This is a genomic window from Microbacterium sp., from assembly GCF_044508325.1.
In the GTDB taxonomy this organism is placed as follows: Bacteria; Actinomycetota; Actinomycetes; order Actinomycetales; family Microbacteriaceae; genus Microbacterium.
Genome location: NZ_JBIQHX010000006.1, coordinates 187,626 through 199,606, shown reverse-complemented (window position 1 = coordinate 199,606; position 11,981 = coordinate 187,626). Strand labels below are relative to the sequence as shown.

Sequence of the window (11,981 nt, the reverse complement as noted above, 5' to 3'; positions counted from 1 at the left end):
GCATCCATGAGCTCTTCGCCGAGTGGGCTTAACGCCGATAATGCACATTATGTCAGTTCAAGGGATGAGACTCTGCATGGGGTGTGGACCATTCGGTCCCCCGACCTCCGTGACCCGGCGCCGATCCGGATATCGCTGCCTTGAACAGTCGTCACTGGTGCTGCGACTTGATGGTCTTCATCGGGAACCGGGATTGCATCCTGCCGAGCCCGGGCAGCGCCGTGAGCTGCTGGGTCATGAAAGCCTCGTAGGCGGCTCTGTCCGCGACCCTGACGAGGGCTTCGTAGTCGGGTGAGCCGAACATCCGCCGTGCTTCGCTGATCTCGTCGTACGAGATCAGCGCGGCCTCGAATTGCTCCACAGTGGCCTGCTGCATGTCGGCCAGCTCCACTTCGATCCAGACCTCGAAGCCCTGGTTGATGGCGTCCGGATCGATCCGTGCGTGGTATCCGAGGATGACGCCCTCCTCCTCCAGCCGCCGCACACGCCGAAGGCACGGTGACGGCGTCAACCCCACACGATCCGCCAACTCGTTGTTGCTGAGGCGCGCATTCCGCTGAAGATGCCCGATGATTGCGCGGTCTATCGAGTCCATAGAACAATATTGCCAGTGGGTGGCATTTAGTGGCAATATTCGCAATCGTACACCGACCCGATGCACATAGTCTGCCCTCATCGCATCCGGATCGGGAGGAACTGAAATGATCGCGCTTGTGCTGCTCAGCATCATTCTCTGCGGCGCAGCGGTTCTGGTGACGCTCACCGCATCAGTGGTTCGACGGGACGGCTACCGGCAGCGTCCCGCCCACGGCGGCTACGACACCCGCCACCCGCACCCCTGAGTCCGCCGTGGGCTCACCGCCTCGAGGGTCAGCAAGGGCGGTGTCACCATAGACATCACCGCGCTCACCGCTTTTGTCGGCATCGCCGCGCTGGCCCTCGTGATCCCTGGACCCGACTGGGCGTTCCTTCTCTCTGCAGGCTCCACTGCGTCTCGCGTCGGTTCAGCAGTCGGTGGACTGATGATCGGCTACGCGATCATCACGATCGCTGTCGCCGTGGGCCTGGGCACCCTGATCGCGACTGTGCCTATCGCCCTCACGGCCGTGGCGATCCTCGGAGCCGGCTATCTCGTGTACCTCGGCGCGGCCATCCTCAGAGCGCGCCCCGCCGCCCCTGCAGCACTCCAGGCCGGCAGATCCAGCGCGCGCCGACGTGGGGGCCCCACCCTCATCCGCGGAATCGGCGTCAGCGCGCTGAACCCGAAGGCGCTGCTCTTCTTCCTGGCCATCCTCCCGTTGTTCGTCCGCTCCGAGTCCCCGCTGCCGGCGACCATGCAGCTCGGCGTCTACGGCGCGGTCTACATCATCGTCGGCTCAGCCTTCTATCTGCTGCTCGGAACCCTTGCGAAACGTCTCTCTCGCACGGCGCGCACCGGGATCGTCGTGAACCGAATCTCCGGCGCGCTCATGATCCTCATCGGTGTCGCCATTCTCGTAGAACAGGTCATCACGATGACTCCCGCCGTCTGAGCTCCGCGCACCACGACCGGCGGGAACTCCCCTTGGTACGCGAGCGGAATCCTCCCGGTTGTGGTGATATAGGCACAGGAACGGGCGTCGCTGCCTGGGCGGCAGGGTCCCGTTGCCCGATCGGAGGTCCTGTGCAGTCAAGGGCGAACGCACTGCTCGCGCGCGTCGGGCTCCTGCTGGCGATCACCTGCACAGCTCTGCACGTGGTCATCCTCCTGCAGGCCCCGGACCTCGGCTCATGGAGCATGCTGGCGATCGCTGTCGCCTGCTCCCTGTGCATGTGGCACGGGCGCCGAGCACCGGACACCGACATGTGGGTCTGGATGTGCCTGGGAACGCTGGCGATGTTCGTTCTGCACTTCTCGCTGCACGGCGGCGCTCACACCCACGGCCCCGGCGCGGGCTCTCCTGCTCTTGCTGCGGCGCACTCCTGGGCCTCGCAGCTGGCGCTTGCCGTGGTCTGCGCGGAGCTGACGGTGAGCGTCACGGCGCTGACCCTCGCCGGCATCGGGCAACGCCTCGCGAGACGCCGGATGATCCAGCGGGAGTCAGCCTGATCTGAGGCGCGCATGACAGAGGAGTCCCGCCCGGCGTCGCCCACCACCGTCGTGCGGTGGGTGCTGCGCGGCGCACTGCAGCTGATCAGCGGTGTGATCGGGCTCCTCGTGGTGATCCTCGCGGTCACCATGGCCCAAGGCTTGTTCGTGCGGGGCCGTCTGGTGCGGACCCGGCTGGACGACGTCGACGCCTTCAGCGGCACCGTCGCCGCCGGCAACGAGGGCCCTCCCCTCTCGCTCGGCGTCATGGGTGACTCGCTCGCGGTCGGCTACGGCGCGGAGAGCCTGGCGGCGGCGTCCGTGATCCTGCCCAGCGTGCGCGTGGCCGCTGGTGCCCCGCTCCCGGAGGACGCCGACGTGCGGCATCGGGTGTACCGGAAGGGCAGCCATCATCCGCTCGCGTGGTGGGCGTTTCGCGCCTCCCGCCGGGCCGGTATGCGACTCACCGCGCACTCGAGCGCTGTGGACCGGAGCGTGGCACCCGCGGCCGACCCGCGCGCTCCGGAACGACCGGCCGCGGCTAGCCTGGATCGGTGACCGCTTCGTGGCCTTTCCCGCACCGGGCGCGGGCGTGGCTCATCTGGGGCGTCGGCGTCGCCGCGTACGTGCTGGCCGTGACCAACCGCACGTCGCTTGCCGGGGTCGGCGTCGACACCGCTGACCGCTTCGAGGTCGACGCGTCGACGCTGTCGATGTTCGCCGTCCTGCAGCTGGCCGTGTACGGCGCCATGCAGATTCCGGTCGGCGTGTGGCTCGACCGCTGGGGTGCGCGCCCGATCATGACGATCGGGATGGTGCTGATGGCCGCGGGCCAGCTCGTCATCGCCTTCTCCCCCGACGTCGGCGTCGCCATCTTCGCCCGGATGCTGCTGGGCGCCGGCGACGCGGCGATCTTTCCGAGCGTGCTGCGCCTGATCGCGACCTGGTTCCCGGCCCAGCGCAACCCGGTGATGGTGCAGCTGACCGGCATCGTCGGCCTCTCCGGCCAGCTCATCGCGCTCGTACCTCTGGCCGCCCTGCTGCACAGCACGAGTTGGACGATCGCCTTCGGCAGCGTTGCGGGCCTGGGCATCCTCTTCGCCATCCTCGTGTTCTTGATCGTGCGGAATCATCCGCCCGAGCGGGATGCGGACGTCTCGGTCGACACCGACACCGGCGCCATCGTCGTCGTGACCTCGGCCGTCGACGACCGCGTCGGCATCCGCGCCGCCTGGGCGCACCCGGGCACCCGTCTCGCCTTCTGGTCGCACTTCACCACGCCCTTCGCCGGCACGGCGTTCATCATGCTCTGGGGCGTGCCCTTCCTCACCGCCGGCGAAGGGCTGAGCGCTCCCCTGGCCGCCGCGGTCACGACCGTCTACATCGTGGTCGGAATGGCGCTCGGGCCGGTCCTCGGTGCGCTGTCGGCCCGCAACCCGCTGCGCCGCTCCCGGGCGCTCGTGCTGCCGATCGTCTTCCTGCAGCTGCTGGTCTGGCTCGCCGTCATCGCCTGGCCGGGACCGGCTCCCCTCTGGCTGCTGATCGCACTGGCGGTCGCGCTCGGGACGGGCGGTCCGGCATCCATGATCGCGTTCGACCACGCCCGCACGCACAATCCGCGACACCGGCTCAGCACGGCGACGGGCATCACGAACGTGGGCGGATTCCTCTCCGGCCTGATCGCCATCTTCCTCATCGGCGCGGCGCTCGACCTGCAGGGCGCCGGGACGCCGGAGACCTACTCGCTCGACGCGTTCCGGATCGCCTTCCTCACCCAGGTGCCGATCTGGCTCGTGGGCGCGTTCTTCATCGTCTACGAACGGCGCCGCACCCGCGTGCTTCTGGGACTGGATGAACCGCGGGTGCGGCGCCGGCGGGGCTGACTCAGAGGGGCTGGTCGTCGGCGGATGTCGTGCGCCGGGTCAGCTGCTCTCCGTTTGCCGGGTCGACGGACGTGTGCGTCGTCGAGATGGACTGGCGCTTGCGCACCAGCAGGATGATGCCGATGAGGAACACGACGACGCCGGCCCCCATCAGGATGTATCCGATCAGGTCGAGATTCACCCATTCCACGTCCACGTTGACGGCGAACGCCAGAATCGCTCCGATCACGAACAGCACGACACCTGTTCCGATGCTCATGTCTCGTCCTTCCTCCAGACGCGTCCGCGCCTGCACTCCCCCGAGCATGCCCGGTCGGATCAGTTCCGGGCACACGGTTGACAGAGGGGTGCTTCGTCCAGTACCCGGTGTCGGAGCAGGTCGCTACCGTGGACGGATGCCGCGCACCATCTACAACACGGCGACGACGCTCGACGGCTTCCTCGCCGATGACTCGGACTCACTCGATTGGCTGTTCGTCGTCCCGCAGGGGCATGACGGATTCCCGGCCTTCCTCGACACGATCGGCGCGATCGTCCAGGGCTCGACGACGTACGAGTGGGTCGTGCGACACGAAGACCTGATCGCGCACCCCGAGAAATGGCCCGCGTTCTACGGGGCGCGCGCGAACTGGGTCTTCACCACCCGTGATCTTCCCGCGATTCCCGGCGCTCATCTGCGATTCGTCTCGGGGGCGGTGGCCGAGCACTGGAGTGACATCGCCGAGTCCGCGGGCGATCGCGACGTCTGGATCGTGGGTGGCGGAGACCTCGCCGGCCAGTTCGCGGACGCTGGGCTGCTCGATGAGGTGCGCGTCTCGGTCGCACCCGTGACGCTGGGGTCGGGGCGTCCGCTGCTGCCCCGGCGGCTGGAGTCCGACCGCCTGAGGCTGGAGTCGGTGACGCAGAACGGCCAGTTCGCCGAGCTCGCGTTCTCGGTGAGGAGCCCGGATGCCGCGTGACCGGCGACCCCGCGTCTCGCTGCAGGGGGTGACCGACGTCGCGGAACTCGGCGAGTTCGGCCGCTTCGTCACGCGAGGTGGGGATGCCGCACGCCCGCGCGGCTGGCGGATCGTCGCCGATGGCGCCTCTGCGGGCGCCGTGACGGCAGCGCCGACAGGCGATCGCGTGGAGGTCTGCGTCTTCGTCGATCCTGCGGTGCGCCGGCGGGGCATCGGAAGGCAGGCGCTGGGCCGGGTGATTGGGGCGCGGCCGTTCGGCGCCGAGGTGCTGTCGGTGAGCACGGATGCCCGCGATGACGCGATGCACGGCCTGCTGCGGGCAACCGGCTTCACCATCGTCGATGACCGCGGCGGTGTGCGCTGGGAGCGCGCGACGGGTTCACGCGCTCAGCACGGACCGCAGCGATTTCTGACACCGGACGGGCGCATCGAGCGCTATCCCGTACGGGCGGACGACCTGCAGGCTCTGCTGGAGCTCGTCCTGCCGCGCGTGCTCTCCCCCGGCGAGGTGCTCACCGAAAGGGAGCTGAACGCGCGCCTCGCCCACCTCACCGACGACACCGCGCTGCTGCGACGCAATCTCGTCGACCACGAGCTGGTCGAGCGCACACCGTCGGGCACCGAGTACGCCCTCGCGGAGCCTGTGGACAACTCGTGAGCGCCCCGGCGCCCTCGGTTAGCGTGGACGCGTGAGTCGTCGGCGCCGGGGTCTGCTGGTCGGCGTGGCGTGCGCGATGCTCGTGCTGAGCGGCTGCGATGGATCCCCCGACCCGGCGCCGACGACCACCGCGCCCCTCTTCGCCACAGAGGCGGAGGCCTTCGCCGCGGCCGAGGCGACCTACCGCGCGTACGTCGACGCGCTCAATGCTGTCGATCTCAGCGACCCGGCGACATTTGAGCCGGTGTTCGCCTTGACGACGGGCGAAGCAAACAAAAGCGAGCGGCAGACCCTTAGCAAGATGCACGCCGACGGCTGGATGGTGAGCGGGGATTCAGTTATTTCGCTCCTAGACCCGCTCACGTTCAGGCCAGAGACCGGGTCTGTTGAGCTCGCAATCTGCCTGGATGTGAGCGAGGTGGACGTCGTCGGAATCGACGGGAAGTCAGTAGTCGACCCAGATCGTGTCGACGTCCAGGTCGTCGAGGCAACCGCCGTACCCTCCTCGACGAGTCCCACTCGAATGGCACTTGCAAGCCTTGAGGGGAGATCGGGAGGGCCCAATTGCTAGGCGTTGCCGCAACCGTCCTTCTCCTGTTTGGCGCGCTGGTCCCGATGACGACTGAGGCGAGTTGCGAGGGATCGGTGGGATGGGTCTCCACGTGTGTGTCGAATTCGGGGTCGCAGGTCGACATCTCGGGGACGCAGCATGAACCCGGCGGTGCGTCCGACGCGGATCGCGGTGGTGGGCGCCCGAACCCCAGCCCGGAGCAGCCGCCGGCGGGGTGCGCCGCAGATCCCGATCCGATGTGCCGCGACAGCTACGCCGTCGGCATGCTGCCGGACGTGACGCTCGCCGATCTCGCGAGCTTCGTGCCCGCTCGTCCCGCGCTCACCGGCGAACCCGCCGGGCTGGGCGTGGTGGGCATGCCGACGAACCTCGTGGCGCAGGCATCCGTGCAGCACCTTCCCGGGACCCTCTTCGACTATGACGTCGTCGTCCGCTTCATCCCGGTCGCGTTCCGCCTCGATCACGGCGACGGCACGACGCAGACGGCGTCGACCGGGGGTGCGACGTGGGCCGCGCTGGGTCAGGCCGAGTTCACTCCGACGCCGACCAGTCATGTGTATGAGGCGCGCGGCACGTACGACGTGTCCGTGACCGTGCTCTACCGGGCAGCCGTCGATTTCGGCACCGGCTGGCGGCCCGTGGACGGCTTCGTGGAGGCGACCACGTCCGGCTACGACGTCCGCATCGTCGAGGTGCACACGGCGCTCGTCGACAGGACGTGCCTCGAGAACCCGGGTGGCCCCGGCTGCTAGGCAGGCGGCACCGTCACCCAATCAGGATGCTTGGGCTCACGCCCGTCTCCCGACGATGTGCGGGTGATGCGCCGGCGCACCCACGGCCCGACGTGCTCGCGATAGTACGAGACACCCCGGGTGCGTGCGAGGTCCGGGATCTCGGGCAGCGACCACCACTCCCCGGGCGCATCCACGCCCAGCTCCGAGAGCACCCGCGCGGCGACCCGATGATGACCGCGGGCGTTCATGTGCAGGCGGTCCTCCGACCAGTACGGCGGGGTGCTGAGTTCGAAGTCGTGCCAGTTCAGCGCACGCACGACGTCCGGTCGATCCTCGATCCGCGCCTCCACGGCCGCCGACAGCAGGTCGCCGCGCCGCTGGATGACCCGGCCCAGTGGCAGCTGCGGCGACGGGTTCGCGCCGGAAAGCACGATGAGCTGCACCCCCTCCTGGTCGCAGCGCTTCAGGACGAGTGAGAACGCGTCCGCCACCGACTGCACCGAGGTGCGCGGACGCAGCATGTCGTTGCCGCCGCCGTTGAAGGAGAGATGCGTGGGTCGCAGTGCCAGTGCGGGCTCGAGCTGCTCCTGAACGATCGGCCAGACCAGCTTTCCACGGATGGCGAGGTTCGCGTACGCGATCGCCTCGCCCGTGGCATCCGCCCACTGCTGGGCGACCAGATCGGCCCAGCCGCGCACCCGGCCGTCGGGCAGTTCGTCGCCGACGCCCTCGGTGAACGAGTCGCCGATGGCGACGAAGCGGACCGGTGCCATGGCTCCAGACTAGGACGACCCGGGCAGACCCACCGGCGCGATCACGACCTGCCGCGGCGTCCGGATCCAGCGCTGACGCGTGCGGCGGAACTCGGCGCGCGTCGCGAATCGGTAGTGGTACGTGCGCACCCGCACCCAGCGAGGCCGATCACGGTCGAACGGGTCGATGCGCAGCAGCCGAAGCGTCGCCGCATCCGCCTCGAGGAGCTTCTCGAGCAGTGCGTAGAGCCACCGTTCGTGCACGGTCCCCAGCGGCAGGAACCACATCAGCCAGTCCAGCCGCAGATGGTACGGCGCCCATTGGCGCGGCACGCGGTGCACCTCGCCGGGCTTTCCCTTGAACTCGTACGGTCGCCAGTCCTCGGGGCCCGGGTCTGCCGCGGCGGTGCCTTCTATCACGACCTCGATGCGCTGCTTGGTGACGGTGCCGAATGCGCCATACGCGTTCGCGAGCTGCCAGCGGTTGAACGACGCGTTCATCAGCTGCCGGCGTGCGAACAGGTTGCGCAGCGGCCACCAGCTGAGCACGACGAGAAGCAGCGTGATCAGCAGGGTCACGATCAGCCACCACAGCGGGGGGTCCGCGACATCGGCGCCGCTGATGCGCACCCACGGCAAGACGGCCTCGATGACCCGGTCGCTGATCGCCCCGCAGGCCAGCACGATCGTGATCCAGTTCAGCCACGCGAAGTTGCCGGTGAACACGAGCCACAGCTGCGTCAGCACGATCACCGCCGCCGCGATGCTCGCGATCGGCTGGGGCGCGAACAGCAGCCACGGCACGACGAGCTGGGCGAAATGGTTGCCGAGCACCTCACCGCGGTGGAACCAGGCCGGCAGCAGATGCGCCTGCCGGCTGAGCGGCCCGGGCATCGGCTGGGTCTCATGGTGGTACATGAGGGCGGTCAGGTCGCGCCACTCGCGCCCTCCGCGGATCTTGATCATGCCCGCACCGAACTCCAGGCGGAACACGAGCCACGCATTCAGCACCAGGATCGCCGTTGCCGGCGGCTGGTCGTTCGAGCCCAGGAACGCCACGAGGAAGCCAGCTTCGAGGATGAGCATCTCCCAGCCGAAGCCGTAGAAGGTCTGCCCGATGTGCACGATCGACATGTACAGGCCGTACAAGGCCAGGAACGCGAGCATCGGCACCCAGGGCGGACCGAGCTGCGGAAGGCCGAGGACCAGCGCTCCGGCGATCACGATCCCGATCACGCAGATCGCACGAAGGCGCCCGTCGGTGTAGCGCACGCGGCGGAACAGGGTCGGCCCGCGCAGGTACCGAGGATGCTTGAGCAGCTCGGTGGCAGGCAGCAGGCCCCGCTCCCCCAGCAGCGCCGGGAACTGGTTGAGGCTCGAGACGAAGGCGACGACGAACAGCGCTGCGACGCCGCGCTGCAGGATGAAGCGCGCCACCTCGTAGTCGGTCGCCCAGAGTCCGTCGGTGAACCACCAGCCCACGGGCGTCAGGCTACCCCTGCCTGCGCATCGTGCACGGGGTGGAGGTGGTGGCGTGCGCTCTGAGCGGCTTCCTCAGCCGGCGAGCAGTTCGCGCACGCGGGGCACGACCTGCCTGCCGTACAGCTCGATCGAGCGCATCATCGTCTCGTGCGGCATCGTGCCGTTGGCGTACTTGAGGTCGAAGCGGTCGAGCCCGAGCGTGGTGATGGTGTCCGCGATCTTCCGGGCGACCGTCTCCGGCGATCCGGCGAAGACGGCGCCCTCCGGCCCGACGTCGTGCTGGAACTGCAGGCGGCTGTACGGCGGCCAGCCGCGCTCCGCGCCGATCGCGTTCCGGTTCGCCTCCATCGCCGGGTACATCTCATCCCACGCCTGCTGGTCCGTCTCGGCGATGTGCCCCGGCGAGTGCACGCCGACCGGTGAGGTGGGGTGGCCGAACGACTCCAGCGAGCGGTGGAACAGATCGACATACGGCCGGAAGCGCGCCGGAGCGCCGCCGATGATCGCGAGCATGAGCCCGAAGCCGTACCGGGCGGTGCGCACCACCGATTCCGGGCTCCCGCCCACACCGACCCACACCGGGAAGCCGTTCGCGGTCTTCGGGAAGACGTCGGCGTTCTCCAGCGCCGCACGCGTGGTGCCCCGCCAAGTCACCGGCTCTTCGCGGGTGAGCAGGTGGAACAGTTCGAGCTTCTCCTCGAAGAGCACCTCGTAGTCGCTGAGGTCGTAGCCGAACAGCGGGAACGACTCGATGAACGACCCCCGCCCGAGGGTGATCTCGGCGCGGCCGTGCGAGAGGGCGTCCAGTGTCGCGAACCGTTCGTACACGCGCACCGGGTCGTCCGACGACAGGACCGTCACCGCGGTGCCGAGGCGGATGCGCTGCGTGAGCGACGCCGCCGCGGCGAGCACCATGTCCGGGCTCGAGATCGCGAACTCCTTGCGGTGGTGCTCCCCCACGCTGAAGGCGTCCAGGCCGACCGAGTCGGCCAGCGCCGCCTCCTCGACGACGTCGCGGATCGTCTGCGCCTGCGTGACCGGATTGCCGGCGGCATCCGTGGTCACGTCGCCGAACGTGTCGAGACCGAACCGGACCTCTGTGGGACTGGTCATCATCGAACCTCATTTCTATGCTGATGCATAGAACGGTCGCCTCCTCTGCCGCATTCCCGGAGAGCGGATCTCCGCGTACGGTGGCGGTATGGCACGCCGAACCGACCGACTCTTCGCCGATCGTACAGCGGCCGGTCGCGCGCTTCTCCCGCTGCTCGAGAAGTGGCGCGGCTCGGACGCGATCGTCTGCGCGATCCCGCGCGGCGGTGTCCCGGTCGCCGCGGTGGTCGCGGGCGAACTGGGCCTGCCGTTGGATGTCGTCGTCGTCCGCAAGCTCGGCTCGGCCTCGAACGAAGAACTCGCCGTCGGCGCGATCGCCGATGGAGCGCGCGTCATCGAGGACGCCGCGGTGCGGTACGCGGGAATGGATGCCGCCGACCTCGCCGCCGTCGAGGAGCGCGAGCGCGCCGAGCTGCAGCGCCGCGAAGCGGCGTTCGGGATCGCCGCCCACGACGTCGCCGGGCGCACGGCGATCGTCGTCGACGACGGCGTCGCCACCGGCGCGACCGCCGTCGCCGCCTGTCGTGCCCTGCGCGTCCGGGGCGCCCGGCACATCGTGCTGGCCGCCCCGGTCGCACCCGAGACCTTCTCGCCGCCGGCGGATGCCGTCGATGAATACGTGTGCGCTCATCCGCAGCGCGACTTCTGGGCGGTCGGGCAGTTCTACCGCGACTTCACGCAGACCACCGACGCCGAGGTGATCGAGCTGCTGCGCGCAGCCACGCAGCCCGAATGAGCGGCTGCGGAGGCGTGGGCGTGGCGGGCGCCGCTCACCGACCCTCCGCGACGAGCGTCAGCACGATGCTTCCGACCTTCTGCCCCGAATCCGCATACGTGAAGGCTTCTGCGATCTCGTCCAACCGATAGTGCCGGTCGATGAGCGGTGTGTACCGTGCTTGCGCCAGCAGCTCGGTGACGAGCTCCAGGGTCGCGCGGATGTCGGTCGGAAACGGGAAGCGCACCCGGGGTCGGCCCAGGAGCGGGCCTGCGGCTGCGAAGTAGAGGTTCTGGCCCCACGGTCCGAGCTCGGAAGAGATGTAGAGCCCGTTGCGCCGCAGCACGCGCCGGAAGTCCTTTCGCGTGAGCTTGCCGACCGCGTCGAAGACGAAGGCGAAGGAGTCGTCCGCCACGTCGTCCAACCAGCCCGGCACCTCGTGGTCCAGGGTCCGGTCGGCCCCAAGCGCTTCGACTGCCGCGTGATGCCGTCGAGCACAGACTGCGGTCACCACGGCACCGGCCTCGTGCAAGAGCGCGACCGCGGCCGAGCCGATCGCGCCGGTCGCCCCGTACACGAGCACTTCGGCACCCGGCTCGAGAAGAACCCTCCTCATGGCGTTGCGCGCGTAGTGCGCTCCCTCCATGCCGGCCGCTGCGTGCTCCGACGTCACACCGCGTGGTATCCGCACGGCGGCATGCCGTGGTTCCAGCAGCACATACTCGGCGTGCGAGCCGAGGCCGACGTCGTGGAATCCCATCACTCGCTCACCGAGGTGGAAGCGGGCCGCACCAGACCCCACGGCGACGACCTCACCGGCGAAGTCGGTGCCCGTGGCCGCCCGTCTCGGACGCGGCCAGCCGACGAGGAGGCGGAGCACGCGCGGTCGACCTTGAAGCACGCCGCAGTCGGTGCGGCTGACGCTCGCGGCGTGGACGCGAACCAGCGTCTCCCCCGGCCCGGGCTCGGGCGTCGGCGCCTCTCGGACCTCGAGAATCGCCGGACCCCCGTATCCCGCGCGGAATGACGTCTTCATCGGTCGTCGA

The 11,981-nt window shown here is 69.1% G+C and carries 16 protein-coding genes; 10 read left to right on the top strand and 6 right to left on the bottom strand.

The window, feature by feature from the left end:
* Positions 1-151: 151 nt before the first annotated feature.
* Entirely contained in the window at positions 152-595 is a 444-nt protein-coding gene (locus ACIWQI_RS07515; protein ID WP_396656515.1) for an Lrp/AsnC family transcriptional regulator, read from the bottom strand.
* Positions 596-701: 106 nt separating this feature from the next.
* Between ACIWQI_RS07515 and ACIWQI_RS07510 the strand changes: the two genes are divergently transcribed.
* The 5 genes from ACIWQI_RS07510 (at position 702) to ACIWQI_RS07490 (ending at position 3,951) form a co-directional block, all read left to right on the top strand.
* Positions 702-842 (top strand): hypothetical protein, encoded by a 141-nt coding sequence (locus ACIWQI_RS07510; RefSeq protein ID WP_396656514.1) that lies wholly within the window; start codon positions 702-704, stop codon positions 840-842.
* Between the two features lie 99 nt (positions 843-941).
* Complete coding sequence (locus ACIWQI_RS07505) at positions 942-1,532, top strand: LysE family translocator (RefSeq protein WP_396656513.1); 591 nt, start codon at positions 942-944, stop codon at positions 1,530-1,532.
* Positions 1,533-1,663: 131 nt separating this feature from the next.
* The gene (locus ACIWQI_RS07500) at positions 1,664-2,089 is read left to right on the top strand and encodes a hypothetical protein (protein ID WP_396656512.1); all 426 of its coding nucleotides are present in this window, start codon (positions 1,664-1,666) and stop codon (positions 2,087-2,089) included.
* Between the two features lie 12 nt (positions 2,090-2,101).
* Positions 2,102-2,626 carry a hypothetical protein gene (locus ACIWQI_RS07495; protein WP_396656511.1) on the top strand — a complete coding sequence of 175 codons (525 nt, stop codon included), beginning with the start codon at positions 2,102-2,104 and terminating at the stop codon, positions 2,624-2,626.
* Positions 2,623-3,951 carry a nitrate/nitrite transporter gene (locus ACIWQI_RS07490; RefSeq protein WP_396656510.1) on the top strand — a complete coding sequence of 443 codons (1,329 nt, stop codon included), beginning with the start codon at positions 2,623-2,625 and terminating at the stop codon, positions 3,949-3,951. The genes ACIWQI_RS07495 and ACIWQI_RS07490 overlap by 4 nt, the downstream gene beginning before the upstream one ends.
* Before the next feature lies 1 nt (position 3,952).
* On the opposite strand, the gene ACIWQI_RS07485 is transcribed toward ACIWQI_RS07490, so the two are convergent.
* Positions 3,953-4,210, bottom strand: coding sequence for a DUF6458 family protein (locus ACIWQI_RS07485; protein ID WP_396656509.1), 258 nt, complete (start codon positions 4,208-4,210; stop codon positions 3,953-3,955).
* Positions 4,211-4,346: 136 nt separating this feature from the next.
* On the opposite strand from ACIWQI_RS07485, the gene ACIWQI_RS07480 reads away from it, so the two are divergent.
* The 4 genes from ACIWQI_RS07480 to ACIWQI_RS07465 all read left to right on the top strand — a co-directional run bounded on the left by ACIWQI_RS07480 (position 4,347) and on the right by ACIWQI_RS07465 (position 6,891).
* The gene (locus ACIWQI_RS07480; protein WP_396656508.1) at positions 4,347-4,910 is read left to right on the top strand and encodes a dihydrofolate reductase family protein; all 564 of its coding nucleotides are present in this window, start codon (positions 4,347-4,349) and stop codon (positions 4,908-4,910) included.
* Positions 4,900-5,568 carry a GNAT family N-acetyltransferase gene (locus ACIWQI_RS07475; protein ID WP_396656507.1) on the top strand — a complete coding sequence of 223 codons (669 nt, stop codon included), beginning with the start codon at positions 4,900-4,902 and terminating at the stop codon, positions 5,566-5,568. Before ACIWQI_RS07480 ends, ACIWQI_RS07475 begins: the two co-directional genes overlap by 11 nt.
* A gap of 31 nt (positions 5,569-5,599) precedes the next feature.
* Positions 5,600-6,139, top strand: a complete 540-nt coding sequence (locus tag ACIWQI_RS07470) for a hypothetical protein (RefSeq protein ID WP_396656506.1) — start codon at positions 5,600-5,602, stop codon at positions 6,137-6,139.
* A gap of 236 nt (positions 6,140-6,375) precedes the next feature.
* Complete coding sequence (locus ACIWQI_RS07465; RefSeq protein ID WP_396656505.1) at positions 6,376-6,891, top strand: hypothetical protein; 516 nt, start codon at positions 6,376-6,378, stop codon at positions 6,889-6,891.
* Here ACIWQI_RS07465 and ACIWQI_RS07460 read toward each other — a convergent pair.
* From ACIWQI_RS07460 to ACIWQI_RS07450, 3 genes are all read right to left on the bottom strand, one after another.
* The gene (locus ACIWQI_RS07460; RefSeq protein WP_396656504.1) at positions 6,888-7,646 is read right to left on the bottom strand and encodes an SGNH/GDSL hydrolase family protein; all 759 of its coding nucleotides are present in this window, start codon (positions 7,644-7,646) and stop codon (positions 6,888-6,890) included. The genes ACIWQI_RS07465 and ACIWQI_RS07460 overlap by 4 nt on opposite strands.
* A 9-nt stretch (positions 7,647-7,655) precedes the next feature.
* Positions 7,656-9,107, bottom strand: a complete 1,452-nt coding sequence (locus tag ACIWQI_RS07455; RefSeq protein WP_396656503.1) for a lipase maturation factor family protein — start codon at positions 9,105-9,107, stop codon at positions 7,656-7,658.
* Between the two features lie 72 nt (positions 9,108-9,179).
* Positions 9,180-10,220 (bottom strand): LLM class flavin-dependent oxidoreductase, encoded by a 1,041-nt coding sequence (locus tag ACIWQI_RS07450; RefSeq protein ID WP_396656502.1) that lies wholly within the window; start codon positions 10,218-10,220, stop codon positions 9,180-9,182.
* A gap of 88 nt (positions 10,221-10,308) precedes the next feature.
* Here ACIWQI_RS07450 and ACIWQI_RS07445 point away from each other — a divergent pair, with 88 nt between their 5' ends.
* Positions 10,309-10,956 (top strand): phosphoribosyltransferase, encoded by a 648-nt coding sequence (locus ACIWQI_RS07445; protein ID WP_396656501.1) that lies wholly within the window; start codon positions 10,309-10,311, stop codon positions 10,954-10,956.
* A 34-nt stretch (positions 10,957-10,990) separates the two neighbouring features.
* Here ACIWQI_RS07445 and ACIWQI_RS07440 read toward each other — a convergent pair whose 3' ends face one another.
* Entirely contained in the window at positions 10,991-11,971 is a 981-nt protein-coding gene (locus ACIWQI_RS07440; protein ID WP_396656500.1) for an NAD(P)-dependent alcohol dehydrogenase, read from the bottom strand.
* Between the last annotated feature and the right edge of the window lie 10 nt (positions 11,972-11,981).

Bases quoted from the DNA above. Each gene is read 5' to 3' on its own strand.
- ACIWQI_RS07515 (WP_396656515.1), bottom strand. From the start codon at position 595: ATGGACTCGATAGACCGCGCAATCATCGGGCATCTTCAGCGGAATGCG.
- ACIWQI_RS07510 (WP_396656514.1), top strand. From the start codon at position 702: ATGATCGCGCTTGTGCTGCTCAGCATCATTCTCTGCGGCGCAGCGGTT.
- ACIWQI_RS07495 (WP_396656511.1), top strand. From the start codon at position 2,102: ATGACAGAGGAGTCCCGCCCGGCGTCGCCCACCACCGTCGTGCGGTGG.
- ACIWQI_RS07485 (WP_396656509.1), bottom strand. From the start codon at position 4,210: ATGAGCATCGGAACAGGTGTCGTGCTGTTCGTGATCGGAGCGATTCTG.
- ACIWQI_RS07480 (WP_396656508.1), top strand. From the start codon at position 4,347: ATGCCGCGCACCATCTACAACACGGCGACGACGCTCGACGGCTTCCTC.
- ACIWQI_RS07475 (WP_396656507.1), top strand. From the start codon at position 4,900: ATGCCGCGTGACCGGCGACCCCGCGTCTCGCTGCAGGGGGTGACCGAC.
- ACIWQI_RS07465 (WP_396656505.1), top strand. From the start codon at position 6,376: ATGTGCCGCGACAGCTACGCCGTCGGCATGCTGCCGGACGTGACGCTC.
- ACIWQI_RS07460 (WP_396656504.1), bottom strand. From the start codon at position 7,646: ATGGCACCGGTCCGCTTCGTCGCCATCGGCGACTCGTTCACCGAGGGC.
- ACIWQI_RS07450 (WP_396656502.1), bottom strand. From the start codon at position 10,220: ATGACCAGTCCCACAGAGGTCCGGTTCGGTCTCGACACGTTCGGCGAC.
- ACIWQI_RS07445 (WP_396656501.1), top strand. From the start codon at position 10,309: ATGGCACGCCGAACCGACCGACTCTTCGCCGATCGTACAGCGGCCGGT.
- ACIWQI_RS07440 (WP_396656500.1), bottom strand. From the start codon at position 11,971: ATGAAGACGTCATTCCGCGCGGGATACGGGGGTCCGGCGATTCTCGAG.